Origin of the sequence: Kutzneria sp. NPDC052558 (assembly GCF_044547355.1) — a bacterium.
Taxonomy (GTDB): domain Bacteria; phylum Actinomycetota; class Actinomycetes; order Mycobacteriales; family Pseudonocardiaceae; genus Kutzneria.
In genome coordinates, this window is the sequence record NZ_JBIUAG010000018.1 from 153,970 (window position 1) to 179,015 (window position 25,046).

Here is a 25,046-nt window from a genome sequence, read left to right on the forward strand (position 1 = left end):
GATCGGTGGGGACCTGATCACGATGTTTGGCCATGGGCCCGTGCGGCGGCCACAATCGCACCGTGCCGAGTACCTCGACCACGAGCGAGCCCCTGCGGTTCACCCTGCTCGGCCCGGTCCGGGTGTGGCGTGGTGAGCGTGAGCTGACCCTGGGGCCACCGCAGCGCAAGGCCATCCTGGCGACCCTGCTTCTCCGGGCCGACCAGGTGGTCACGGCGTCCGAACTGGTCGACGCCGTCTGGGGTGAGTCGGCCCCGGCCAGCGTGCACGGGGTCGTGCAGACCCACGTCTCGATGCTGCGGAGCGTGCTGGAGCCGGAGCGGCCCCGCCGCGGCCAGGCCAGCGTGCTGCGCTCGGTCGGCAACGGCTACTCGCTGGCCGTCGGCTCCGCCGGCTACGACCTGCGTGAGTTCGAGAAGACGCTGGAGCAGGCCCGCCAGCACCGGGAAGAGGGCAACGCCCGCGACTCCGTCGAGTGGTACGCCAAGGCGCTGGCGATGTGGCAGGGCGAGCCCCTGTCGGCCATCCCCGGCCCGGGCGCGGTCATCGAGCGGGCGCGGCTGGGCGAGATCCTGCTGGGGGTCCAGGAGGAGCGCCTGGAGCTGATGGTGGCGCTGGGCCGGCACACCGCCGCCGTCACCGAGCTGGCCGCGCTGACCTCGGCCCACCCAGTCCGCGAACGTTTGCGGGCGCTGCACATGAAGGCGCTGTCCCGGTCCGGGCGCCGGGCCGACGCGCTTCAGGTCTACACCGACACCCGCCGGGTGATGGTGGACGAGCTGGGCATCGAACCCGGCTCCGAGCTGCGCGACCTGCACCACCGGCTGCTGGCCGTGGACGAGCCGGCCCCGCCGCCCACTGCCGCCCCGACGCAGCCGCCGGCTCAGCCGAGCCGGCGGCCGAGCGTGCCGTTCATGACGGCGTTGAATTTAGAGGGACCGCTGCCGGCCCCCGTCTCGCCGGCGCAGCTGCCGGCCGACGTCGCCGACTTCACGGGCCGTACCGCGCTCGTGAAGAAGCTGACGGCGATGCTCGCTCCGCGGACCCACCGCACCGCGCCGCCGCGGGCACTGGTCGCTGGCATCGGCGGCGTGGGCAAGACCGCGTTAGCCGTGCACGCCGCGCACCAGGTGCGCCAGCACTACCCCGACGGCCAGCTCTACGTGGACCTGCGCGGCGCCGGCCCGGAGGCGGCCGACCCGCTCAACGTGCTCAGCGCGTTCCTGCGGGCCTTCGGCGTGTCCCCGAACTCCACGCCGGCCGACCTGGACGAGCGGGCCGCGATGTACCGCTCGGTGCTCGCGCAGCGGCGGGTCCTGGTGGTGCTGGACGACGCCGCCGACGCGGCCCAGATCCAGCCCCTGCTGCCCGGCTCGGCGACGTGCGCGGTGCTGGTCACCAGCCGCCGCCGGCTGCCCGAGATGCAGTGGGACGAGCAGGCCGAGCTGGAGGGCATGTCCCGCGAGGAGGCCCTCACCCTGTTCACCCGCACCATCGGCGCCGAGCGGTCGGGCCGGGAGCCCGAGGCCGTAGCCGAGGTCGTGGACGCCTGCGGCCGGCTGCCGCTGGCCCTGCGCATCACCGCGGCCAAGCTGGTCGACCGGCCCCAGTGGACGGTCCGCTCGCTGGCCGACAAGCTCGCACGGGAAAGGGGTCGGCTGTCGGAGTTACGGGTGGGCAGCCTCGAGGTCGAGGCCACGTTTCACCTGGGCTACGGGCAGCTCGACGCCCCCTCCGCCCGCACCTTCCGGCTGATGTCGCTGGCCGACGGCCCCGGCCTGTCGCTGGCGGCCGCGGCGGCCATGGTCGGCGAACCTGAGCCGAGCGCGGAGCCGGTGGTGGAGCACCTGGTCGACCTGAACATGGTGGCCAGCCCCGCGCCGGAGCGGTACGCCTACCACGACCTGCTGCGGCTGTTCGCCCGTCAGCGGGCCGCGCAGACCGACAGCAAGCAGGACCGGATCGACGCCATGGTCCGGCTCGGCGACCACTACCTGGGCACCGCGGCCACCGCCGGCTGGCTGATCCAGGCCCCGTCCTGGCCGCGCGAGCGGTTCTGGCAGCGGGCCTACCCGGGCGGCATCGAGCTGCCCGACCTGAAGTCGGCCTTCGCCTGGTTCGACGACCAGCAGCCGGCCCTGCTGGCCTCGGCCCGGCAGTTCCTCGCCGACCCGGACCTGCCCTCGGGCCACGTCGTCGACCTGATCAACTTCCTGGAGCTGTACCTGGCCAACGGCACCCACTTCGGCGAGATCGGCCAGATCGGCGAGCTGGCCGTGCGGGACGCCGAGCGCACCGGCGACGCCCGGGTCGAGGCCTGGGGCCGGCGCAAGGTCGGCGAGGCCCACCTGCGGCGGTTCCAGCTGCCGCAGGCCCACGAGGAGCTGACCCGCTCCATCGCCGCCGCCGAGAAGGCCGGCGACGCCGGGGCCCTGGCCACCGCCATGGACCTGCTGGGCAGCGTCGAGTTCCGGATGGGCGACGGCGAGCGGTCGCTGGCCCACCTGGAGCAGGCCCTGGCCGTGGCCCACGACGCCGGCGACGTGGTGCGCGAGGCGTACGTGCTGGGCACGATCGGGCGCACCCAGTCCGAGCGGGGCGAGCTGGAGCTGGCCGTCGCCGCCTGCGAGCAGAGTCGTGACCTGCACGAACAGCTGGGCAACGAGACCGGCCTGGCCCGCACCCTGTTCATGATGGGCCTGGTCTACCAGCGGTTCCGCCGGCTGGTGGAGTCGATCGACCCGCTGGAGGAGTCGCTGGCGGTCTGCCTGGGCATCGGCCAGAACTTCGGCGAGGGCCACAACCTGGTCATGCTGTCCAGGGGCTATCTGGCTGACGGGCGGGCCGAGCAGGCCGCCGCCGCCGCGTCGCGGGCCCGGGAGCTCGGCGAGGCCATCGGCGACGCCCACATGCACGCGATGGCCGTGGCCGAACTGGGCAAGGCCCTGCACGCGCTGGGCAAACACGAGCTCGGCGACGAGCACCTGCACAGCGCCCAGACCCTGCTGACCGAGTTGAACTCGCCACAGGCGGCGGCGGTTTCTGCCCTCCTGAACAAGAAGTGACGTACCGCAAGCCACCCAATGGGGTGCCAGATTCCCTCGGATGCGGCAGTGTGACGGTGTGCCGATCAGCGACGGGCCCGATGCGGGGGACGAGGTCATCGAGTTCGACTGCCGTCAGGTGGGGCACGCCCTGGTCGTCTGCTCCCCGAACGGGGCCAGCAATGCGGCCCGGGTGCTGGCCAACGCCCTGCCCGCCGACCCCGACCGGACCGTGGTCGTCGCCGACTTCCCGCCCGACTCCGGCCCCGAGGTGTGGACCGCGCTGGTGGCCGCGCTGCGCAAGCGCGGGCCGATCCGGCTGGCCGTCTCCCGGGCCGGCAGCGGCGACCTGGGCTCGCCCGCGCAGTGGCTGGCCGACCAGCTGAAGGTCGAGGTCGTCGCCCCGGACGGGGTGCTGCTGCCGGTGCCCGGCGGCTCGGCCTTCGTCATCGACTCGCACGGCGCCGGCTGCTGGTACCAGTTCCGGCCCGGGCACCCGCCCGACCCCATGGGCAGCCGGTTCCCGGCCCCCGAGTGGGAGCCGATGACCCCGGGCAAGCCGTGGGCATCGGGCCGGGTCGGGGTGGCCGAGCCGATTCCGGCCGGGCTGTGGATGCACGCCATGCCGTCGGTCACCGAGGGCCCGAGCCGGGAGCACGCCCGGCCGGTGTTCGCGCTGCCGTGCCGGCCCGAGGTGCTGACCATCGTGCTCGGCGGGCCGGAGGAGCGGCCGGTGCCGCCGGAGGAGATCCGGGCGCTGCTGACCGCGCTGCCGATGCCGGCCCGGACCAAGGTGCGGATCGCGCCGTACGGGGTGACGCCGCTGGGCACCGCCTACGCCAGCGAGCCGATCGGGCAGATCATCGCCGACCTGGTCGGGGAGCGGATCGCCGTCTACTCCGGGCTGCCGGTGCTCGGGGCCGACGGCGTGGACGTCGTCGCCTACGACGCGCAGGGCCAGCCGACCTGGCGGCCGTTCACCACCGAGCTGGGCTACTGGCCGCGCACCACGCCCAACGCCATGCCGCCCAGCATCATCGAGCACCGGCCGCCGGTCGGCGGGCTGGTGGCGCAGCGGCCGGGCGTCTACCAGCTCGGTGAGGGCGCGGTGGTGGAGCTGGTCAACAGCGGCCTGTGGATCCGGGACCCGGCGGACCCGCCGCTGAACACCAATGTCCGCACGCTGCCGATGGATCCGCTGTGGGCCCGCATCACGGTCGGCGTGCCGGGCCTGCCGACCTCGCCGGAGCTGTTCGCGGCGGCCACGGAGCTGTACTCGCGGCTGGATCCGGACACCCAGCGGGCCGTGCGGTTCGTGTTCAGCGACGCCTCGCAGCTGGTCGAGGACAAGCCGGCCGAGCCGGCCCCGGCGCCGCGGCCGCTGGCCGTGGTGGCCTCGGCCAAGACCGTGCCGCCGCCGACCATCGAGGACACCGACGTCGAGCTGGAGCCGATCGTCGACGAGCCCGAGCCTGAAGTGGTCGAACCCGAGGACGATTCGGACTGGGCGCACGGCAAGCACTCCGACGACGGGCCGACGGCGATCGTGCCGCAGCATCTCGTGCACGCCGCGACGCCGCCGCGCGAGGAGGAGACCACCGCCGTCATCGAGGAGCACTTCGCCACTGAGAACACCGCTGCTGGCGAGCCGTTCGACGAGGTCGACCCGGCCGTCGACCTGGGCGCGCCGGAGCCGGTGCCGGAACCGGAGCCCGAGCCCGAGCCGGAGCCGATCTGGCACCAGCGCAGCACCCAGGCCGAGCGGGACTGGGTCCGGCACACGCTGGGCGGCAACTACGAGGGGCACGCGGCCGCGGTGCTCCGGCTGATCGCCAAGCACCCCGGCCTGCGCACCCCCGAGGACGCCACGCTGGAGGCGGTGGTCACCGACCTCGTCGCCGCGCAGATGTACCTGCTGGCCAGCGAGCAGATGGTCGACTCGGCCCTGCGCGCCGGCGGCGACCTGGGACAGCTGATGCCGTTCGTCCGCTGCGTGGTCTCCGGGCTGCGGCGCATGCCTCCGTTCGAGGGGGCGGTGCTCTGCTACGGCAAGCAGACGCTGGACATCGGGGATGTCTTCACCGAGAAGGCTTTCCTCAACACGGCGTCCAAATTGGACGCAGAGTTGCCCGGCCCGGTGGAGTACGTGGTGTGGTCGGTGAACGGCCGCAAGGTGGACGGGCTCGGCAACGCCGTCGACCGGGTGGTCTTCCTGCCGGACACCCGGTTCCGCGTGGTGTACGCCAGCAAGACCCGGCTGCTGCTGGTCGAGGACGACGTCGCCGAGCAGTCGCTGGGCCGGTTGGAGCGCGCGGTCGCGGACCGGGAGAGTATGTCCACAGTGGACTATCCTGACGTGCAGTCGCTGGAGTGGCCGCTAGGCTTCGGCGCGTAGCTTGGCGAAGTTCTTGAACGCCTGAGCGGCCGACTCCCGGCCGGTCTTGGCGTTCTCGCACATGGCCTGCTCGTAGCCGGCCAGCGCCCGGATCTTCTCGACGCGGCCGTCGCGGACGGCGATCAGCTTGTCCGCCAACAGTTCCGCGTCGACCATGGCCAGGTTGGCGCCGAGGCCGCCGGGCGGGGCCGGGTGGCCGGCGTCGCCGAGCAGCGTGACGGCGCGGGTCGGCCAGGGCTCGATCGGGTCGCCCTCCTTGATCGGCGAGACGCCGCTGTTGTTGACGTCGGCCCGGGCGATCAGGGCCCTGAGGTCCGGGTGCCAGTCCTCGATCAGGTCCAGGACCGGGTCCAGGTCAAGGGTTTTCGGCGTGCCCGGCAGGAGCAGCACCCAGCGGATGTAGCTGGGGGTGTCCGGCAGCGTGACGTCCGGGGCGAGCTCGGCCGCCGCCTGCACCGGCGATCGCTGGAACTTCATCCGGCCCAGCATCAGCTGCACGTCCTTGGCGCTGACCACCGTGCTCCAGCCCGGGATGACGTGCTCGAAGCCGGCCAGCTCGGTGCGGCCGATCGCGCCGTAGACCGGCAGATCGTGGATCTCTATCTGCGGCAACAGTTGTCGCCGGACCGTGGAGCCCATGCCGTCCGCACCGACCAGCACGTCGGCGTCCACGGTGGTGCCGTCGGCGAAGTGCGCGCGCACGGCGCCGTCGGCCAGCTCCTCGTAGCGGTCGAGCTTCATGTCGAACCGGAGCCGCTCGCCCAGGCCGGCGATCAGCAAGTGCCGCAACACGTTCCGGTCGAACATGCGGCCCTCGTCGTTGACCGCGTCCTGTTCGCCGAGCACGGTGAGCTGGGAGTCGACCGCCCGGCCGGGGCTCTCGACCAGTCCGCTGACCGCGTCCAGCAGCGGGTGCAGCCGGGGTTGGAGAGCGCCGGCCAGCGCCGTCAGGCCGGGGCCGCCCAAACCGATCCGGTAGCCCTGGAACCGGGCCTCGATGGCGCTGTCCCGCTCGTAGACCCGCACGTCGACGTCCGCCCCGACCAGGCGCTGGGCCAGCGCCAGGCCGCCCAGTCCGGCGCCGATCACCACAACCTTCATCGCCACGTCCCCCTCAAGCCGTGTGAACTAAGTTCACGTGAACTTAGTTCACATCGCTCGGGATGGCAAGCTGTCCGCGTGACATCGCGACGGGACGAGGTGCTGGCGGCCGCGCTGGACCTGCTGGACGAGGTGGGGCTGGACGCGCTGACCACGCGCAGGCTGGCCGAGAAGCTCGGCGTGCGGCCCGGCGCGCTCTACCGGCACTTCGACAGCAAGCGCTCGCTGCTGGGGGCCATGGTCGCCCGGCTGACCGTCGACGCCGAGCCCGATGGCGAGCTGCCCGAGGACTGGGCCGGCCTGCTGCGCTACGCCGCGATGGGCGCCCGGGCCACCATGCTGACCCGCCGCGACGGGGCGCGGCTGGTCGCCACCTACCTGGCGCCGGCGAGCGAGACTGCCCAGCAGTTCTGGGACCGCATGATCGGCAGTCTCGCCGCCGCCGGCATCCCCGAGTCCGACGCGATCGTCGCCGTGGACACGGTTTTCGCCTACGTGAACGGATTTGCCATCGAAGAGCAGGCCCGGGACGGCTTTCCGGCCGAGCCGGAGCGAAGGGCGTTGCGGGACAAGACCTTTCAGGCCGGCCTGGACCTGATCATCGCCGGGATCACAGCCAGCCGGAGCTGACCGAGGACGTGCGGCGCACCGCCGCCACCACCGCCTGCCACGGCGGCAGCGGCCGGCCGGGCAGCGGCCGGTTGACCCACCGGGCGATCTCGAGATTGTCCGTGCAGGGCAAGGAGACCAGCGAACCCATGGGGAACAGGCTGACGCCAAGCCGGACCAGATCGGCCAACACCGCGTTCGAGGTGGACGTCGCCGGCGCGGTCAGGAAGATCCAGCGCTCCGGCGTGCCGCGATAGGCCAGCACCGGCCCGGACAGCATCGCCATCGCCAGCATCGAGTTGACCTCCGCGCCCAACCCGGCCCGCATCCCGATCGCCTCAACCGGATCTCCCACGGTCAGCACGGGCGCCGACCAGTCGAGCAAGGAATTCATGGGGGCTGTCCTTCCGCCGAGGCGGTACGAGGGCCGGGCAGCGCGGTGGGGGGCGTGGAGGAGTCGCACCACCCGGCCGTCGTACCGGCGGTGGATTGCCACCGCCCGACCACCACGACGCTATTGGGAACGCACCGGTTCAGTGACATGGCGCCGCCTTCGGCGTCGCGGCTCGGCCCCCGGGTAGCCGGCGCCTCGCCCTTGCTGGATTTAGCCCGCCGCATCCGGCTCGGTGGTGGGGCGCGTCGAGTGGCGGCGGGCTAAATCCAGCGACCGGGCGAAGCACCGGCGGGGCCTCGCGCTCGCTTGGGTTGGCGCGGAATCTCCGGGCCGGGTCGTCCCATGATTGGGCGGCAACCGAGGCGGACTCGGGCCGACCTGCGTTTTCGGCCTTTTGGGGCAATCATGGTGGGGGTGTGACTCCAGTTGCCGTGGGCCGATTGACCGGCGCGGCGGCGGTGTCGTTCGCTCGTCCGGGAGACGGGCCCCCAGAGGTTGAGGAGAACCATGAGCGCGGTCGAGAACGGGCGCGTGCCGGCGCCGGCGGTGGTGCTGGTGGACGCCCTGCTCAACGGCAGCCCCTTCAAGCGGGCCTGCGACGACATGGGTTTCCCGGTGGTGGGCGTCTACACGATCGAGCCGTCCCGGCTGGCGGAGCTGTCCCCGACCCACGCCGCCGGGGACGCGGTCTCCCTCTACGGCGACCGCCCGGACCTGGACGCGGTGGCCGAGCAGATCGCGGCGATCGTGCCGGCGACGGAGCCGGCGGTGTACGGGGCGGCGGTGCTGGCCGGCGAGCGGGGCCTGCCGTCGAATCCGCTGGCGACGGCGCAGGCATGCCGGGACAAGTACACGATGCGGGAGCTGGCCGCCGGCTCCGGAGTGCGGGTGCCGAGCTATCGGCTGGTCAGCGGCAAGGACGAGATGTGCGCGGCGATCAGGGAGATCGGCGTGCCGACCATCGTCAAGCCGACCAGCGGGGCCGGCTCGCACAACGTGTTCCTGGTGCGCGAGGAGCGCGACATGGAGCGGATCGCGGCGGCCGACCGGCGCGACCTGTTCGGCGGGCAGATCAGCGAGTGGCTGGTCGAGGAGTACGTGCGCGGGCGGGAGTTCGCGGTCAACATGTTCAGCGCCGACGGCGAGCACATCCTGATCGACGTGTGGGAGTACTACCAGCCGGACTCCCGCGACTACGACAACCCGTACTGGCAGATCGCCCAGTTGGACCGGGAGAGCCCGGTGCACCGGCAGGCCGAGCAGTTCGCCCGGCAGGTGCTGGCGGCCTTCGACGTCCGCATCGGCCCGTCGCACGTGGAGATGAAGCTGGGCCGGGACGGCATGGTGCTGATGGAGATCGGCGCGCGGCTGCCCGGCGGCGGCATCCCGGAGATGTGGGAGCGCACCAGCCGGCTGCGGCCCTACCACGACACGCTGGCCGCCTACCTGGGCCGACGGCCGGAGCTGGTCGACAGCCCGCCGGAGTTCACCGACCGGCTCGGCATCTGCTTCATCCGCAACGAAGGCCCGGCCGGCGTGCTCCGCCTGGACGGGGTGGACGAGGTGCGGCGGCTGCCCGGCGTGCTCGACGTGTCGGTCAACTTCCGCACCGGCGACCACGTGCAGACCACCCGGGACCTGGGCACCGAGCTGGTGAAGCTGAAGCTGGCCGCGCCCACGACCGCCGACCTGGCCCGCCTGGCCACGCAGATCAGGGCCACCATCGTCGTCGACGTCCAGCCGGTGGAGCGGGCGTTCTCGTAGCGGTCAGATCCAGCCGCGCCGGGCGGCGTGCACCCCGGCCTGGAAGCGGCCGCCGGCGTCGAGGTCGTCCTGCAACTGGGCGATGCGGCGGCGTAGGGTGCGGGCGCTGACGTTGAGGTGGCGGGCGATGGAGTCGTCCTTCATGCCCGCCGACAACAGGTTGACCAGGTCGCCGTAGCCGGGATCCATGTCGGCCGCGGTGACGGCCGGGCGCGCGCCGGGGGTCAGGCGCAATGGCGTGGCGTGGCTCCACATCAGCTCGAACAGCGCCTGGAGGGCGTGGGTCAGGGCGGACTCGGAGACGATCACGGTCCGGCCGGTGGCGGTCAGCGGCACGGCGGCGGTGCGGGCGTCCACCACGCACAGCTTGACCGGGACCTGCGGCAACACCCGGGCCTGCTCGCCGAGCTCGGTCATCTGCGCGATCTGGGCCAGCCAGCCGGGATTGTCCAGCACCTCGGCGGCGTACAGGGCCCGGAACCGCACGCCCCGGGCCAGCAGCGCGACCTCGACGTGGTTGACGACATCGGGATCGGTGACGTACGGCGGAACATCGGTGCCGACGACCTCGACGCCGGCGGTGGCCATCAGCTCGTCGATCCGGGCGGCGGCGTCGGCCCGACTGGTGATCACGTCGAGCAGGCTTGACGGATGGGCGTGGAGCTGGCCCCGCGTGTACTCGGCGGCCAGCTGCTCGGCCCCGGCCGAGACCCGGTCCAGGTCGGCGAACCGGTCGCGCACCAGCGAGCCGATGGCCGCCTTGGGGTGCAAGGGAAGCCAGCCCGTGGGCGCGGTGGACGCGCGGCGCAGCAGCCGCGCGTCCACCAGGCGTTGCAGCGACATCCGCAGCTGGGACGGGGAAAGCCCGGTCGACGCGGCCAGGCCCTCCTCGGTGACGCCGGGGTCGCTCAGCAACCGGCCGTAGACCGCGCCGTCCTCATCGGACAGCCCGATCGCGTGCCAGGGGATGGTCATGCGCCATGTGTACCCCCGAAATCGACCGGCTGCCACGTCCGGCCGACGTCGGTGCTGCGCCACAGCGTGCCCTCGACGGTCTGGTAAGCGGTGGCGCCGTTGACAAAGGCCAGGTCCGGCGACCACACCTGGCCGTCGATGGTGAACGTGTTGGTCCAGGTCTGGCCGGCGTCCTCGGTCCGCATCATGAACGTCACGCCGCCGCCGGACACCGGCATCACCGCGACCTTGTCGGTGACGAGCGCGAAGCCGGCGACCACCCCGATCTCCGGCGCCTGCGGGGCGCGGGTGACCTTGCCGCCGGTCGGCGGCGCGAGCACCATCGCCTTGTCCCAGTTGCCGGGGTACACCGGCTGGGTGCCGGCGCAGATGGCGGCGATCGGCGCGCCCGGCTTGTGCTCGGCGTAGATCGGGGCCTCGCCGGCGTAGCAGGGATAGATCTGCTGGGTGAAGGTCTTGCCGTCGGTGCTGCGCCAGGTGCTGGTCGGCCACTGCTGGGCGGCGTTGGTCAGGCTGACCTCCAGCGCGTCGCCGCCGGCGATGGTGGCCTGCACGTCGCTGACGCCGCGGTGCATCGTCACACCCGGCACGGGATCCAGGCCGTCCTGGCCGGCGGCGTAGAGGTCCACCTGCTCGGGGCTGCCGGCCATGGCGTACACCCGGCCCTTGAAGTACCGGACGTCGGTGATCATCAGCGACGGGGCGGGAGAGTTGACGGCCAACGTCGACCAGTGCTTGCCGGCGTCGACCGTCTCCAAGATCCTGTTGTTGTCCCACACCAGGAGTCGCTTGGCCGTGGCGGCCACGACGGTGGGGAAGCTGCGGTACTGGTTGTCCGGCAGGTCGGTCTCGGGCACCGGGACCGGCGTCCAGCTGCGCGCGCCGTCGGTGGTGTGCAACAGAGTCGTGCACAGGGTCGGCTGGTCGCAGCCGGCCAGCCCGAGCACGAAGCCTTCGTTGGCGCTGAGCCAGGAAGCGTTGGCGGGGGCGAAATCCGGCGGGGCCGCGGCGTGGGCCACGGCGACCGAGCCGCCGGCGATGGCGGCCGCCGCCACGGCCACGGTGAGCAGACGACGCATGGCTTCTCCTTACGGGGAAAGGGCTTCAGCGGCCGGTGAGGGCCTGGAGCGCGGGGCCGGGCATGACGATGCCGAAACCGGTGACGTTGTCGTGGCCGGCCGGGCCGATGTCGATGGCGGCGCCGGTCAGGGCCTGCCGGATCTGGGCCGCGGTGGCGGTGGGCTTGGCCGACCGCAGCAGCGCGGCGATGGCGGCGGCGTGCGGGGCGGCGGCGGAAGTCCCGTAGAACGGCTGGAATCCGGGCACGGTCGTGTTCACGCCGTCGGCGGCGGCGATGTCCGGCTTGGGCCGCACTACCCCGCCGGTGGACGTCACGTTGCCGGGGGTGACCGGCGTGCCGTCGGGGTTGTAGAACACTCGCCGTCCGCCGTCGGAAGTGAAGCGCTCCCAACGGCTTTGCGCGGTGAACACGCCCGGGTAGGGGCCGGCGGGGTTGGCCGGGTCACCCGGTTCGAGCGGGTCCGGCAGCGCCGTGGCGGCCGGGGCGGCGGCGACGCTGAACGCGGCCGGCACGGCCGAGTGGCCGGCGGTCACCCCGGCGGTGGAGTAGCCCTTGAGGTTGTCGGAGTCGACAAACCGGCCCCGGTTGACGTTGACCGACAGGTAGCGCTTGTCCTTGCCGCCGTAGCGGACCACGGCCAGGAAGTACGGCGCGTTGTGCGCGTACTGGGCGTCGTCCACCGGCGGGATCTGCGTGCCCTCGACCGGATCCTGGGTGCCGTCCTGCTTGTCCAGACCGGCGCTGACCACGTTGCCGGCCGGGTCGATCACGTACAGGTCGAAGTCGTTCTTCGCGCCGCCAAGGGGATCCGACCAGAACAGGGTCGCGGTGTCGCCGAGCGAGCCCTTGGACACCGGGTCGAGGGTCTGCACGGCCGCGCCCGGCGCGAAGTCGTGCGCGGTGCCGAAGGTGCCGGCCAACTTCCTGCCGGAGTCGGCGAAGTCGCCTTCCCAGTGCCCGCTGGTGCCATCGGCCTTGTTGCCGCTGTTGCCGGCGGAGGAGAAGTACAGCGCCCCGTCCTTGGTGACGTCCAGCACGGCCTGCGCGACCGGCCCGTCCTGGAACGGGGATTCGTCGAGGTAGTAGACGTCGTCGACGATGATGTCGCAGTGCTGCTGGGTGCGCAGGGCCCGGATGTTGTCGGCGAAGCCGGCCTCGCCGTTGGCCGCGGTGGCGAAGCCGAGCGCCGCGCCCGGGGCCATGCTGTGCACGATCTCCAGCATGGCGGTGCCCTCGTCGCCCTGTCCCTGTTGTCCGGCAAGGACATCGACGTCGGGCAACTGCCCGGCGGCCTGGGTGGCGGCCAGCGAGTCGACGCCGTCGGAGAGCACGCAGACCTTGTTGCCCGAGCCGGTGACGCCGTAGTTCGCGCGGGCGGTGTCCGCGCCGTGCGCCTTGTCGCCCTCGAACAACGAGGCCGGCGGATCGGCCGGCGCCGGGGCGTTGTTGGTGTCCATCGGCGGCGCGGCCTTGACCATGCGCACGTCGGCGCGGGCGGCAATGCCGTCGATCGCCGCCAGCGGCAGGTCGGCGTGAATCGTCTTGTGCGGCAAGGAGGAGTACTTCACCGTGCCGCCGGCATCGCGCACGGCGGCCAGCAGCGACGGCGTGACATCGGCCTGGATGTCGACGGTGACGGTGCCCGGCCGCTCCGTCGCGAGGTTGGTCTTGAAGCGCGGCAACGTGGTGCGCAGGCCGCCGTCGGCCCGCAGCCGCTTCTCGACCACCAGCGAGACGGACTGCTTCTGCTCCACCGCCGTCAGGTGCTGCTTGATGTCCTGTAACGCCGTGATCTCCGACGCCGTGCGCGATTGCGCCGCGGCGGCGGTCGACAGTCCCGCGAACGGCGCGGCGGTGGCCACCAGCGCCATGGCCGCGACGACCGCCACCCTGCCCTGAGCTGACATCGTCTCTCCACAGTGGATCCGACTGAGTTGGGAAAGCCTCACTCTTCGGTGGGTCCCACGATCGTGGTGATCGTGACATGTGGTGAGAGGGATCAGGGTGCCCGATCCGGCCACTTGCCGCTTTCGGACAGCAGACGTGGGCTGAACGGCCGTTCGGGAAGCAAATGGCCGAACCCGAGCCAGGCTCGGCGACAAGGCCGCGATAGACGCCGGTGATCGGGCCAGGTTGCCCGCGACTGCGGGAAAGTTACATTCGGTATTTCCCTGAGCGGGACTCGTGGGGTTCAGGCGGCGAGGAGGGCGGCTATCTCGTCGGCGCGGGGGTCGCCCAGTTGGGCGAAGATGGCGGCGGCGGCCAGAAAGGTCTCGCGGGCCTGGGGGAGTTCGCCGATGGCCCGCAGCACGGTGGCCGAGGCGTGCAGCGCCGAGGCCTCGCCATCGCGGTCGCCGAGCTCCCGGAACACCTCGCAGGCCCAGCCGGCGTTGTCCAGGGCCTCGGTGTGGTTGCCCAGATCGAAGTGGATCTTGGCGAGCTCCAGCCGGCCGAACGCCTCGCAGCGGCGGTCGCCGAGCTCGTGCACGATGTCCATGGACTTGTGCAGGTGCTCCACCGCCTGCTCGACCTCGCCCCGGTTGCGATGGGTCCGGGCCAGCTTGCACAGGGTCATGCCCTCGTACCGGCGGTCGCCGAGCTCGCTGAAGATCTCCAGCGCCTGCCGCAGGTGCCGCAGCGACCCGTCGCCCAGCCGGCTGGCCGCGCCGATGTCGTACAGCAGCGTGGCGGTGCCCTGCTGGTCGCCGAGCCGCTGGGTGATGCGCAGCCCCTCCTGGAAGCAGTCCAGGGCCTCGTCGTAGCGGTTGCGCCGCCAGTAGGCGTTGCCCAGGCTGCGCAGCGCGAGCGCCTCGATCTCGGGCACGCCCAGCGCCCGCGCGGTGCTCACGGCCACCTGCTCGGTGGCGATCCAGTCCTCCCAGTACGACCGCAGCTCCAGGAAATACACCAGCGCGGTCGGCAGCTTCCAGCCGGTCTCGTGATCGCCGAGCCGGCCGGCCTCCAGGCAGGCGGCGACCAGGTTGACCCGCTCCTGCTCCAGCCAGGCCAGGGCCTGGTGGTACGTGGCGAAGCTCAGCGGCTCGCAGTGCTCCAGCACCGGTTCCAGCGGCACGGGCCGGTTCTGCGGCATCAGCACGCGGTCGGCGGCGGCCGCGGTGTGCAGGCACCAGGACATCAGCCGGCGGCTCGCGGCCGCCTGCTCGGCCGGCGGCTCCTCGACCAGCGCCCGCTCGGTGGCGTACACCCGGAGCAGGTCGTGCAGCCGGTACCGATCACGGCCGATGGACTCCACGAGGTGACAGCTGCTCAGGCCGTCCAGCATCCGGCGGGTGGCCACCAGCGGCGCGTCGACCAGCGCGGCGGCGGCCGCGGTGCCGATCTCCGGCCCGGGATGCAGGCCCAGCAGCCGGAACATCCGGGCCGCCTCGGGCTTGAGGGCGTGGTAGGACCACGAGAACACGGCCCGCACCGCGGTGGTCTCGTCGTCGGGGGAGGCCAGCACGTCCAGCCGGTCCTGCTCGTGGCACAGGGCCTCGGCCAGGTCGTTCACGTTCATGTGCGGCCGGGCGGCCAGGTTGGCGGCGATGATCCGCAGCGCCAGCGGCAGGTGACCGCAGCGGTCGGTCAGCGTGCGCAGCGCGTCGGGGCAGCCGGTCAGCCGCTCCTCGCCGACGCTGCGCACCAGCAGCTCGCGGGACTCGCCGGCGGACAGCACGCCCAGCGTGATCCGGTAAGCCCCGTCCCGCGCGACCAGCCCGCCGAGCCGGTTGCGGCTGGTCACCAACACCATGCAGGTGTGCGAGCCGGGCAGCAGCGAGCGCAGCTGGTCGGTGCTGGCCGCGTTGTCCAGCACGACGAGTATGCGCTTTCCCGACAGCAGGCTGCGGTACATGCTGGCCTGCTCCTCGGCCGCCGTGGGCACCTGGTGCGGCTCCACGCCGAGCCCGCGCAGCAGCTGGCCGAGCGCGTCGACGGCGGCCAGCGGCGGCTGGTTCGGGTCGAAGCCGCGCAGGTTGACGTAGAGCTGGCCGTCCGGGAACCGCCCGGCGATGCGGTGCGCGAAGTGCACGGCCAGCGCGGTCTTGCCGATGCCGGCGATGCCGTCGATGGCCGCGATCAGCACGCCGCGCTCGGTGTTGTCCAGGTATCGGCGCAGCAGCGCCAGCTCGGTCTCGCGGCCGGTGAAAGTGTTGATGTCGTGGGGAAGCTGGGCCGGTGCCACCCGTGCGGCCGAGGCCGGCGCGGCGGCCGGCCGCCGGGCGTGGCCGGCCAGGCCGGGGTCGTTGGCCAGGATCTGCTCGTGCAGCTGGCGCAGCTCCCGGCCGGGCTCGACGCCCAGCTCGGCGGCCAGCAGCCGCCGCGTCTCGGCGTACACCTCCAGCGCCTCGGCCTGCCGCCCGCACTGGTACAGGCCGCTCATCAGCAGCCCGCGCAGCTTCTCCCGCAGCGGGTGCTCGTGCACGACCCGGGACAGCTCGGCCACCACGTCGGTGGCCCGGCCGGTCTGCAACATGAGGCCGGCTCGGTGCTCGACCGCGGACAGGTACAGCTCGGCCAGCCGGGTCCGCTCCAGCTCGGAGAACGGCCCGGGAATCCCGGAAAGCGGGGCGCCGCGCCACAGCGCGATGGCGCTGTCCACGTGCCGCAGGGCCGACTGCGGGTCGCCGGCGGCCTGGCGCATCGCCGCCAGGTGCGATTCGAACGCCGTGAGGTCGACCTGGTCCTCGGGCAGCCGCAGCAGGTAGCCGGAGCCGGAGCTGGCCAGCACCTGGGACGGCGCGCGGTGGGTGCGGTCGGGCTCCAGCGCCCGCCGCAGGCCGGCGATGTAGGTGTGCACGCTGCCCTCGGCGCTGGCCGGCGCGTGCTCGCCCCACAGCGAGTCGATCAGCTCGGTGCGGGACACGGCCCGGCCCGCGTTGCTGGCCAGCACGGCCAGCACCGCCCGCTGGCGGGGCGCGCCCAGCTCGATCTCCTCGTCCCCGCGCCACGCGCGCACCGGTCCGAGCACCTCGACCCTGATGGTCGCGCCGGGATCGGTCGGGGGGACGGGCATCTCGCCTCCTGTTCGCGCCACCAGTGTGCGGGCCGGCCGCCTCGGGCAGCCACTCCCGGGGCGCTCAACGCGCCGGGCGGTTCGGATTGTTCCCGCCCGTCTCCGGGCCGCCTTGGCGTCGACCCGCCCGTCGTATCACACAGTGCCCGTCGGGGGAACGGTTCGGTCGTAGCGATCACGGGATCGCCACATCCGGAAGCGCTGCCCCATAAGGAAAGATGAATATGTTTCGTACCGCCGAATGCAGTGAAGGGGCCCTTCCGACGTCGACCGCCGGGCAGGGCCCCTTCACATCAAACTCTCAGCGGACGCTCAGCTGATGCTGGGGTACAACGGGAATCGTTCGGTCAGCGCGACGACGCGGGCCCGCAGCGCGGCCGCGTCGAACTCCGGCGTGAGCGCCAGCGCGATGATGTCGGCGACCTCGCGGAAGGCCTCGTCGTCGAAACCCCGCGCGGCCAGCGCCGGCGTGCCGATGCGCAGGCCCGAGGTGACCATCGGCGGCCGCGGGTCGAACGGGATCGCGTTGCGGTTCACGGTGATCCCGATGTCGTGCAAGCGGTCCTCGGCCTGCTGCCCGTCCAGTTCGGACTTGCGCAGGTCGACCAGGACCAGGTGCACCTGGGTGCCGCCGGTGAGCACGGTCGCGCCCGCGGCCACCACGTCGTCGCCCAGCAGCCGCTCGGCCAGGATGCGCGCGCCGGTCAGGGTCCGCAGCTGCCGCTCCCGGAACGACTCGCCGGCCGCCACCTTGAACGCCACGGCCTTGGCCGCGATCACGTGCTCCAGCGGACCGCCCTGCTGGCCGGGGAACACCGCCGAGTTGATCTTCTTGGCCAGCGCCTGCTCGCACAGGATGACGCCGCCGCGCGGACCGCCCAGCGTCTTGTGCGTGGTCGTGGTGACCACGTGCGCGTGCGGCACCGGGCTCGGGTGCAGCCCGGCCGCCACCAGCCCGGCGAAGTGGGCCATGTCCACCATCAGGTACGCGCCCACCGAGTCGGCGATCCGCCGGAACTCGGCGAAGTCCAGCTGCCGCGGGTACGCCGACCAGCCGGCGATGATCAGCTTCGGCCGGTGCTCGGTGGCCAGCCGCTCCACCTCGGCCATGTCCACGTGGTAGTCGGACTCGCTGACGTGGTAGGCCACCACGTCGTAGAGCTTGCCGGAGAAGTTGATCCGCATGCCGTGCGTCAGGTGCCCGCCGTGGGCCAGGTCCAGCCCGAGGATGGTGTCGCCCGGGTCCAGCAGCGCCATCATGGCCGCCGCGTTGGCCTGCGCCCCGGAGTGCGGCTGCACGTTGGCGTGCTCCGCCCCGAACAGCGCCTTGATCCGGTCGATGGCCAGCTGCTCGATCACGTCCACGTGCTCGCAGCCGCCGTAGTAGCGCCGGCCCGGATAGCCCTCGGCGTACTTGTTGGTCAGCACCGAGCCCTGGGCCTGCAACACCGCCAGCGGCGCGAAGTTCTCGCTGGCGATCATCTCCAGGGTGCCGCGCTGGCGGGCCAGCTCGGCGTCCACCGCCGCGGCGACCTCCGGGTCCAGCTCGGCCAGCGGCGCGGTCAGCTCGACCGGCGTCACTCGCCCTCCTTGATCAGCGCGCCGTACTCGTCGGCGTCCAGCAGCTCGTCGGCCGGGCCGTCCAGGCGCACGGTGAACAGCCAGCCCTCGCCGAACGGGTCGTTGTTGACCACGGCCGGGTCGTCGGTCACGGCCTGGTTGACGTCCACGACCTCGCCGGTGACCGGCGCGAACAGGTCGCTGACCGACTTGGTGGACTCCAGCTCGCCGCACGGCTCGCCGCCGGTGATGGTGGCGCCGGCCTCGGGCAGCTGGACGTAGACGATGTCGCCGAGCTGCTCGGCGGCGTACTCGGTGATGCCGACCCGGGCGATGCCGTCGGAGATCGACACCCACTCGTGCTCGGCCGTGTAGTTCAGGTGGTCAGGGACGGTGCTCATGCTCTGGAGGCCTCTCAGGACGAACGACGGTAGAACGGCAGCTCGACGACGTCGACGGGGGTGATCGTGCCCCGGATGTCGACGGCGAGCGCGGAACCGGGGACGGCGCGGTCGGCGTCGACGTAGGCCATCGCCACCGGATGGCCCAGCGTCGGCGACGGCGCGCCGCTGGTGATCTCGCCGATCCTCGCACCGTCGGCCGGGTCCACGACCGGGTACCCGTGCCGCGGCGCGCGCCGGCTCTCGGTGACCAGGCCGACCAGCTTGCGCTCGGGCGTCACGGCCGAGGCCTTGGCCAGCGCCGCGCGGCCGACGAAGTCGCTGGGCTTGTCCAGCTTGACCACCCGGCCCAGGCCCGCCGCGTACGGCGTGAGGTCGGTGGACAGCTCGTTGCCGTACAGCGGCATGCCGGCCTCCAGGCGCAGCGTGTCGCGGCACGACAGTCCACACGGGAGGACCTCGCCGGCCGCGGCCACCGCCGCCCACACCGCCTCGGCGTCGTCCGGGGCCACGAACAGCTCGAAGCCGTCCTCGCCGGTGTAGCCGGTGCGGGCCAGCAGCGCGGGCCGGCCGGCGACAGTGGTCGGGTAGGAGGCGTAGTACTTCACGGTGCCCAGGTCGGTGGGCGTCAGCGGGGCCAGCAGCGCCACCGCACGCGGGCCCTGAAGGGCGATCAGCGCGTACTCGGTGGAGGCGTCGCGCACCTCGGTGTCGAAGTCCTCGGCCCGGTCGATCAGCTCGCCGGCCACCAGGGCGGCGTTGCTGGCGTTGGCGACCACCATGTAGTCCTGCTCGCCGGTGCGGTAGACGATCAGGTCGTCGAGGATGCCGCCGTCGTCGGCGCAGATCATGGTGTAGCGGGCGCGGCCGACGCCGATGGCCGAGGCGTGCCCGACCAGCGCGTAGTCCAGGGCCTGGCCGGCCTGCGGGCCGGACAGCAGGATCTCGCCCATGTGGGTCAGGTCGAACAGGCCGGCGCCGGTGCGCACGGCGTTGTGCTCGGCCACGTCCCCGGTGTAGCGCAGCGGCATCTGCCAGCCGGCGAAGTCGGTGAACTTGGCGCCGAGCCGCTCGTGCACGTCGTGCAGCGGCGTTCGGCGGATGTCGGTGCCCATCAGGAGACCCCTCGTGTGGTGGAGTGAGCCTCCCCCTCTGTCATGGGCCTGAGAGTTTCACCGGGCCAGGCCGGCTTTCCCCTTGGGCGAGGCGCGATGGGCACGCCTGCTTTTCAGAGTCGCCTGTCCCGAGCGGTAGGGGGGCCTGAGAGATTCCGGGGAGGATTTGCTCCTTCGGCGCCTGCCCGACATCGACAGGTCTCTCCCGCACGGTATGAGCAGCGAAGATGTACTTGTGGCGGCCACCGTATGAGGAAGTGGCCGCCACGGTCAAGATTCCAGGGCTTCGCCCGGGTTCTCACCCCTTCAGATCACACCCGATCGCATGGCGTACGCCACCGCGTGCGGGCGGTTGCGCAGACCCAGCCGGTTCATGACCGCGTAGACGACGTTCTTCACGGTGCGCTCCGAGTAGGAGAGCTTGGTGGCGATCTGGGCGGTGTCCCAGCCCTCGGCCATCAGCCGCAGCACGTCGATCTCCCGCGGCGCCAGGCCGGAGGCGGTGAGGCCGTTGGGCCGCAGCACCTCCTTGTGCAGCCGCTCCACCTGCGCGAGCAGCGAACCCAGCAGCGTGGGCGGCATGTCCCCCATACCCCGCTTCGCCGCCAGCACCGCGTGCACCAGGCGCTCGCCGCTGGCCGCCGCCTTCGGCAGCACCGCGACCACGCCGCACTCCACGGCCGCCAACAGGTCGGCGTCGTGGAACCGGTCGGTGACCAGCACGATCTTCACCGGCGTCGCCTCGGCGGTCCGCCGCAGCAACCCCATCACGTCAGCGTTGACCGCGTCCGCGCACACCACGAACACCTGAGCCTCGGACAGTCTGCGTTCCGGCACCACCTGGAGCTCGGCCCGCGCCCGAAGGCAGCTGATCGCCCCGGCCAGGGTGATCGGATCGCCCGCGTGGACGGCTACCCACACTCTGTCCATGGTGTCCTCCTCGCTGTGTACCCCCAGGAACACACTCTGCAACGACCTTCTTCAGAGGATCTTCACGACGCCTCCATGTCGTAGAGAAAGTCCTGACCAGCGGTTTTGCCGAAGTCCACTCGAACGGGCTAGGCCTTCAAGGGAGAAACGTGCAGCCGATCGCCACGATCGGGCAGACTCCGCGCCTCCCGGGCCGGGAAGTTCCTGGTTGCGCGGGGACCGTCTCAAGTAGGCTGCCGGCATTCCCCCGCGCGAGCAGGAGGAGCCCTGTTGGTCGTCGAGGATGCCGCCGCCACCGTCTCCCGGACCACCGCCGAACGGGCACGACTGCCCGAACTCGCCGAGGTTCTCGCCGCCTGTGCCGGCCATCTGTCCGACGAGCTGCTCACCGCCGCCCGGTTCTGGCTGGCCGAGGGCCGGCATCTGGACGTGGCCCGGGCGGTGTCCTTCGCCGTTGTCCATCTACACGTTCCGGTGACTGCGCAGCACCACCGCGCGTTGGTCGACGCACTGGTGACGGGCGGTCATGATCCTGTCGCAGTCCGTGGCGTCGAGCCGGCCCGCTGGCCGCCGGCGCTGCCGTTCACCTTCGTCGACGGCGGCTGGTCCGGTGATGATCGGATGGATGAGGCCGCGGTCGGCGCGGTGGCCGGCTATCCCGGCGTGCACGGCATCTGGCGGGCCTGGCGGATGCCGCTGGACGGCTCGCCGTGGCCGGCCCCCAAGCGGGTCTACCTGGTGCAGGCCGGCGAGCAGGTGGACGTGGTCGCGGTGACCGCCCGGGCCCAGCGGGCGCTGGCCGCCGCCGGCGAGCCCGCCCCACAGGTCGAGGCCTACCCGGTCGGCTCCCGGCTGGCCGCCTACCAGCTCACGGTGCGCCGCAACGGGCTGCTGCTGTGGACCTGTCAGACGTCGAATGTGGACCAAATCACACCTTGACGCGTCGGGTCTGTTCCTTCTTGCGCGTGGACCAGGAAGAATGGCGGCGGGGGTACGACCCCGGCCAGACCAACCATCCGGCCGGGCTGGGGAGGATGCTGGATGTCCGACAACGGTGTCCGCGGCGCTGTGCTCCGGGTGGCCCTGCTGGGCCCGGTGCGCGGCTGGACCGGGGACCGGGAGTTGGAGCTCGGCGCGCCCATGCAGCGCGCGCTGTTCGGTCTGCTCGCGCTCAGTCCCAACCGGATGGTCGCCCGCTCGGAGCTGATCACCGCGCTGTGGGGCGAGGCGGCCCCGGCCAGCGCCGAGGGCAGCGTGCACACCTATGTGGCCGGCCTGCGCCGCGCCCTGGAGCCGAACCGGACACATCGGGCCCCGTCGACCATGCTGGTCAACGCCGGGCCCGGCTACCTGCTCCGGATGGAGCCCGAGGACCTGGACGTCACCCGGCTCAACGCCCATCGCGAGCGGTCCCGCGTGCTGCGCGGCGACGGCCGGCGCGAGCAGGCCGCCGCCGAGCTGGACGCCGCGCTGGCCCTGTTCCGCGGCACCCCCTTCGACGGCCTGTCCTGCCCGTACGTGGAGCAGGAGCGGCCCCGCCTGGCCGAGCTGCGGCTGCTGGTGATCGAGGAGCGGGCCAGCCTGATGCTGGAGCTGGGCCGGCACCACGACCTGGCCGCCGAGCTGCCGGCGCTGGTCCGCGAGCACCCGCTGTGGGAACGGCTGCGCGGGCTGCTGATGATCACCCTCTACCGCTGCGGCCGGCAGGCCGACGCGCTGGAGGCCTACCAGGAGGCCCGCCGGGTGCTGGCCGAGGAGCTGGCCATCGAGCCCTCCCCGGAGCTGCGCCGGCTGCACGGCAAGATCCTGCGCAACGACCCGGAGCTGGCCGCGCCGCAGCCGGCCCGGCCCACCGCCGAGACCGCGGGCGGCCCGGTGCCGGCCCAGCTGCCGCACGACGTGCCCGGCTTCACCGGCCGCGCGGCCGAGATCGCCGAGCTGGACCGGTTCCTGGACGAGACGTCCAACTCGGTGCTGATCTCGGCCATCGACGGCGCCGGCGGCATCGGCAAGACCGCGCTGGCCGTGCACTACGCGCACCGCATCACCGACCGCTTCCCTGACGGGCAGCTCTACGTCAACCTGCGCGGCTTCGACCCCAAGCTGCCGCCGCTGATGCCGGTGGACGCGCTGGGCTCGCTGCTGCGCGGGCTGGGCGTGCCGGCCCGGCAGGTGCCGGCCGACCTCGACGACCAGGCCGGCATGTACCGCAGCATGGTGGCCGGAAAGCGCATTCTCGTCGTGCTGGACAACGCCGCCAGCACCGACCAGGTGCGGCCGCTGCTGCCCGGCTCGCCGTCCTGCGCGGTCATCGTGACCAGCCGCAACCGGCTCAGCGGGCTGGTGGCCCGGGACGGGGCCCGCCGGATCACCCTGGACGTGCTCAGCACCGAGGACTCGGTGCGGCTGATGGCCGGCATGCTCGGCGACCGCCGGGTGGCGGCCGAGCCGCAGGCCGTCACCGAACTGGTCCGGCTGTGCGGCCACCTGCCGCTGGCGCTGCGCATCGCCGGCGACCGGGCCGCCACCCATCCGCACCTGATGATGTCCGACCTGGCCGGCGACCTGTCCAACGAGCGGGACCGGCTGGACGTGCTCGCCCCCGACGACGACGAGTCGACCGCCGTGCGGGCCGTGTTCTCGTGGTCGTACCACGCCTTGAAGCCCGACTCCGCCCGGGCGTTCCGGCTGCTGGGCCTGCATCCCGGGGCCGAGTTCAGCACCACCGCCGCCGCCGCGCTGACCGGGCTGCCGGTGCCGATGACCCGGCGGCTGCTCACCGACCTGACCGACCGGCACCTGCTCGGCGAGGTCGACCGCGACCGCTACCGGCTGCACGACCTGCTTCGGGTGTACGCCGCCGAGGAGGTCGAGGCGGGCGAGGACGAGCGGGACCGGTCGCTGGCCGTGCAGCGCATGGTCGACTGGTACCTCTACACCGCCAGCAACGCCGACAACGGGCTGCGTGGGCAGGCCAACGACATGCCCATCGGCAACCCGCCGCGGGAGTGCGCCCCGCTGCCGTTCGGCGGCTATCTCCAGGCGCTGCAATGGTTCGACGCCGAGAACGAGAACCTGGCGGCCCTCGACCGGCTCGCCGGCGAGACCGGCCAGCACCTGGCCGCGTGGCGGCTGGGCGTGGTCGTGTGGGAGTACCACCGGCTGCGCCGGGACTTCGACCAGCTCATCACCTACTCCCGGGTGTCCGTCACTGCCGCTCGGGCCCTGCGGGATCCCATCGGCGAGGCCCTGGCCCAGAGCTGCATCGCCGCCTCCAGCGCGCATCTCGGCCGTGAGGCCGAGGTCCTGGCCACCCTCAAGCGGATGCCGCCCGTCGAGTACGGGGCCGAGGACACGCACCGGGAGATGAGCACCCTGTCCAACCTCGCCGAGGCCTACCGCGGCATCGGCATGATCGGCGATGCCCTTGCCCACTACCGCAAGGCCCTCGGTCTGGCCCGCATCGCCGGAAGTCGTTGGCACGAAGGCGATCTGCTCCGGGGGCTGGGCGAGACCTACCTCCAGCTCGGCGAGCTCCAGCACGCCCTCGACTGCTGCCGCTCGGCACTGACCATCTTCCGTCAGCTCGGCGATCTCTACGCCCAGAACTCCGTCCTGCAGAACCTCGGCGGCACCCTGCTCGCCCTCGGCCGCCACGACGAGTCCGTCGGCTCCTTCGCCGACGCCGTGGCGATCGCCCGCCGCATCGGCCACCCCCACGCCGTAGACCAAGGCCTGCAAGGCCTTGCCGCCGCCAAGGCCGAGGCCAGCTAACCCTCCACTGTGGACCGGTCGGCGTTGGCGTTGATGGCGTCGTGGACGTACTGCGACAAGCCGGGGACCATGTCGTCGTAGTTCTTGCCTCGACGGTCGTTGGCGCGGTAGTGCTCGGCCAGGCCGCGGTGGGTGGAGTGGTCGCAGTCGTGGAACCAGTGGTCGGTGTGCTTTCGGTGTTGCTCGGCCAGATCCATCGCCACGGGGTCGGTCGCCGGGACGCCGCGGAGCATCGCGTCGGCCAGCCCCTGGTTGATCTCCGCCAGCTCCGCGCGGAGGGTTTCCCAGTCCTGCTGGGTGTAGCTGGCAGTCCGCTCCTGGCGTTGTGCGAACTGCTCGGTTTCGCCCCAGGTCTGGCGGGCGTCCTCAGCGTGGGCGACGAAGTTGTTGTCCCCGAACACTTCTCGCCGCTGCTGGGGAGTGAGGCCGATGCCGGCCCGGCGGGCGGCCAGCTCCTCGTCGATCACGGCCAGCATCGCGGTGAAGCGGGCGATCCGCTCGGTGAGCAGTTCTCGTTGCCGTTGCAGGTGATCGGCGTCGGTGGTGCCCGAATCCGCGACTATGTCCCCGATTTCCACGAGCTCCAGGCCGAGCTCGCGGTAGAAGACCACCCGTTGCAGCAGCCGCAGGTCCTCGTCGGAGTAGAGCCGGTAGCCGGCCGGGCTGCGGCTGCTCGGCCGGACCAGGCCGATCTGGTCGTAGTGGTGCAGGGTCCGCACCGAGACCCCGGCGAGGTCGGCCGCCGCGCTGACTGTGTGTTCGCTCATGGGCACCACTGTGCGGCCTCACGTCGCGTGAGGGTCAAATCCGCTTGCCCGCATCCCCACAATGGGCGCATGACGACTCTCGCCCCGCTGTCGATGTGCTCCCTCTCCGCTGTCGCGGGGCG

At 72.3% G+C, this 25,046-nt stretch carries 17 protein-coding genes and 1 riboswitch; of the genes, 6 read left to right on the forward strand and 11 right to left on the reverse strand.

Translation table 11 applies throughout. The features are described from left to right. Positions 1–62: 62 nt before the first annotated feature. A complete protein-coding gene (locus ACIG5F_RS29775; protein ID WP_396523074.1) occupies positions 63–3,065 on the forward strand; it encodes an AfsR/SARP family transcriptional regulator in 3,003 nt (1,000 codons plus the stop codon). A 40-nt stretch (positions 3,066–3,105) separates the two neighbouring features. Further along, entirely contained in the window at positions 3,106–5,439 is a 2,334-nt protein-coding gene (locus tag ACIG5F_RS29780) for a hypothetical protein (RefSeq protein WP_396523076.1), read from the forward strand. Here ACIG5F_RS29780 and ACIG5F_RS29785 read toward each other — a convergent pair. Then, a complete protein-coding gene (locus ACIG5F_RS29785; protein WP_396523078.1) occupies positions 5,422–6,540 on the reverse strand; it encodes an FAD-dependent oxidoreductase in 1,119 nt (372 codons plus the stop codon). The two genes, ACIG5F_RS29780 and ACIG5F_RS29785, sit on opposite strands and share 18 nt — an antisense overlap. 78 nt (positions 6,541–6,618) lie before the next feature. Here ACIG5F_RS29785 and ACIG5F_RS29790 point away from each other — a divergent pair, with 78 nt between their 5' ends. Continuing rightward, the gene (locus tag ACIG5F_RS29790) at positions 6,619–7,170 is read left to right on the forward strand and encodes a TetR family transcriptional regulator (RefSeq protein ID WP_396523080.1); all 552 of its coding nucleotides are present in this window, start codon (positions 6,619–6,621) and stop codon (positions 7,168–7,170) included. Here the strand turns inward: ACIG5F_RS29790 and ACIG5F_RS29795 are convergent. Continuing rightward, a complete protein-coding gene (locus ACIG5F_RS29795; protein ID WP_396523082.1) occupies positions 7,151–7,543 on the reverse strand; it encodes a hypothetical protein in 393 nt (130 codons plus the stop codon). The two genes, ACIG5F_RS29790 and ACIG5F_RS29795, sit on opposite strands and share 20 nt — an antisense overlap. Positions 7,544–8,050: 507 nt before the next feature. On the opposite strand from ACIG5F_RS29795, the gene ACIG5F_RS29800 reads away from it, so the two are divergent. Beyond that, on the forward strand, positions 8,051–9,307 hold the full coding sequence (locus ACIG5F_RS29800; protein ID WP_396523084.1) for an ATP-grasp domain-containing protein: 1,257 nt from the start codon (positions 8,051–8,053) through the stop codon (positions 9,305–9,307). Between the two features lie 3 nt (positions 9,308–9,310). Here ACIG5F_RS29800 and ACIG5F_RS29805 read toward each other — a convergent pair whose 3' ends face one another. The 8 genes from ACIG5F_RS29805 to ACIG5F_RS29840 all read right to left on the reverse strand — a co-directional run bounded on the left by ACIG5F_RS29805 (position 9,311) and on the right by ACIG5F_RS29840 (position 20,383). Next, positions 9,311–10,282 (reverse strand): hypothetical protein, encoded by a 972-nt coding sequence (locus ACIG5F_RS29805; RefSeq protein ID WP_396523086.1) that lies wholly within the window; start codon positions 10,280–10,282, stop codon positions 9,311–9,313. Continuing rightward, positions 10,279–11,361: a hypothetical protein gene (locus ACIG5F_RS29810; RefSeq protein WP_396523088.1), complete on the reverse strand. Its 1,083-nt coding sequence runs from the start codon at positions 11,359–11,361 to the stop codon at positions 10,279–10,281. The genes ACIG5F_RS29805 and ACIG5F_RS29810 overlap by 4 nt, the downstream gene beginning before the upstream one ends. 25 nt (positions 11,362–11,386) lie before the next feature. Then, entirely contained in the window at positions 11,387–13,270 is a 1,884-nt protein-coding gene (locus ACIG5F_RS29815) for a S8 family serine peptidase (protein ID WP_396523090.1), read from the reverse strand. A 284-nt stretch (positions 13,271–13,554) separates the two neighbouring features. Beyond that, positions 13,555–16,377, reverse strand: a complete 2,823-nt coding sequence (locus ACIG5F_RS29820; RefSeq protein WP_396523092.1) for an AfsR/SARP family transcriptional regulator — start codon at positions 16,375–16,377, stop codon at positions 13,555–13,557. Between the two features lie 312 nt (positions 16,378–16,689). Further along, positions 16,690–17,958, reverse strand: a complete 1,269-nt coding sequence (gene glyA, locus ACIG5F_RS29825) for a serine hydroxymethyltransferase (RefSeq protein WP_396523094.1) — start codon at positions 17,956–17,958, stop codon at positions 16,690–16,692. Continuing rightward, on the reverse strand, positions 17,955–18,338 hold the full coding sequence (gene gcvH / locus ACIG5F_RS29830; RefSeq protein ID WP_396523096.1) for a glycine cleavage system protein GcvH: 384 nt from the start codon (positions 18,336–18,338) through the stop codon (positions 17,955–17,957). The genes glyA and gcvH overlap by 4 nt, the downstream gene beginning before the upstream one ends. Before the next feature lie 14 nt (positions 18,339–18,352). Then, on the reverse strand, positions 18,353–19,453 hold the full coding sequence (gene gcvT, locus ACIG5F_RS29835) for a glycine cleavage system aminomethyltransferase GcvT (protein WP_396523098.1): 1,101 nt from the start codon (positions 19,451–19,453) through the stop codon (positions 18,353–18,355). Between the two features lie 123 nt (positions 19,454–19,576). Further along, positions 19,577–19,671: riboswitch (glycine riboswitch) on the reverse strand. An 88-nt stretch (positions 19,672–19,759) separates the two neighbouring features. Continuing rightward, on the reverse strand, positions 19,760–20,383 hold the full coding sequence (locus ACIG5F_RS29840) for a response regulator transcription factor (protein ID WP_211765101.1): 624 nt from the start codon (positions 20,381–20,383) through the stop codon (positions 19,760–19,762). A gap of 270 nt (positions 20,384–20,653) precedes the next feature. On the opposite strand from ACIG5F_RS29840, the gene ACIG5F_RS29845 reads away from it, so the two are divergent. Then, the gene (locus ACIG5F_RS29845) at positions 20,654–21,322 is read left to right on the forward strand and encodes a hypothetical protein (protein ID WP_396523100.1); all 669 of its coding nucleotides are present in this window, start codon (positions 20,654–20,656) and stop codon (positions 21,320–21,322) included. A gap of 102 nt (positions 21,323–21,424) precedes the next feature. Continuing rightward, positions 21,425–24,157, forward strand: a complete 2,733-nt coding sequence (locus ACIG5F_RS29850) for an AfsR/SARP family transcriptional regulator (protein WP_396523102.1) — start codon at positions 21,425–21,427, stop codon at positions 24,155–24,157. Here ACIG5F_RS29850 and ACIG5F_RS29855 read toward each other — a convergent pair. After that, positions 24,154–24,924 (reverse strand): MerR family transcriptional regulator, encoded by a 771-nt coding sequence (locus ACIG5F_RS29855; RefSeq protein WP_396523104.1) that lies wholly within the window; start codon positions 24,922–24,924, stop codon positions 24,154–24,156. The genes ACIG5F_RS29850 and ACIG5F_RS29855 overlap by 4 nt on opposite strands. Between the last annotated feature and the right edge of the window lie 122 nt (positions 24,925–25,046).

Bases quoted from the DNA above. Each gene is read 5' to 3' on its own strand.
- ACIG5F_RS29780 (WP_396523076.1), top strand. From the start codon at position 3,106: ATGCGGCAGTGTGACGGTGTGCCGATCAGCGACGGGCCCGATGCGGGG.
- ACIG5F_RS29785 (WP_396523078.1), bottom strand. From the start codon at position 6,540: ATGAAGGTTGTGGTGATCGGCGCCGGACTGGGCGGCCTGGCGCTGGCC.
- ACIG5F_RS29795 (WP_396523082.1), bottom strand. From the start codon at position 7,543: ATGAATTCCTTGCTCGACTGGTCGGCGCCCGTGCTGACCGTGGGAGAT.
- ACIG5F_RS29800 (WP_396523084.1), top strand. From the start codon at position 8,051: ATGAGCGCGGTCGAGAACGGGCGCGTGCCGGCGCCGGCGGTGGTGCTG.
- ACIG5F_RS29805 (WP_396523086.1), bottom strand. From the start codon at position 10,282: ATGACCATCCCCTGGCACGCGATCGGGCTGTCCGATGAGGACGGCGCG.
- ACIG5F_RS29810 (WP_396523088.1), bottom strand. From the start codon at position 11,361: ATGCGTCGTCTGCTCACCGTGGCCGTGGCGGCGGCCGCCATCGCCGGC.
- ACIG5F_RS29815 (WP_396523090.1), bottom strand. From the start codon at position 13,270: ATGTCAGCTCAGGGCAGGGTGGCGGTCGTCGCGGCCATGGCGCTGGTG.
- ACIG5F_RS29820 (WP_396523092.1), bottom strand. From the start codon at position 16,377: ATGCCCGTCCCCCCGACCGATCCCGGCGCGACCATCAGGGTCGAGGTG.
- gcvH (WP_396523096.1), bottom strand. From the start codon at position 18,338: ATGAGCACCGTCCCTGACCACCTGAACTACACGGCCGAGCACGAGTGG.
- gcvT (WP_396523098.1), bottom strand. From the start codon at position 19,453: ATGGGCACCGACATCCGCCGAACGCCGCTGCACGACGTGCACGAGCGG.
- ACIG5F_RS29840 (WP_211765101.1), bottom strand. From the start codon at position 20,383: ATGGACAGAGTGTGGGTAGCCGTCCACGCGGGCGATCCGATCACCCTG.
- ACIG5F_RS29850 (WP_396523102.1), top strand. From the start codon at position 21,425: ATGTCCGACAACGGTGTCCGCGGCGCTGTGCTCCGGGTGGCCCTGCTG.
- ACIG5F_RS29855 (WP_396523104.1), bottom strand. From the start codon at position 24,924: ATGAGCGAACACACAGTCAGCGCGGCGGCCGACCTCGCCGGGGTCTCG.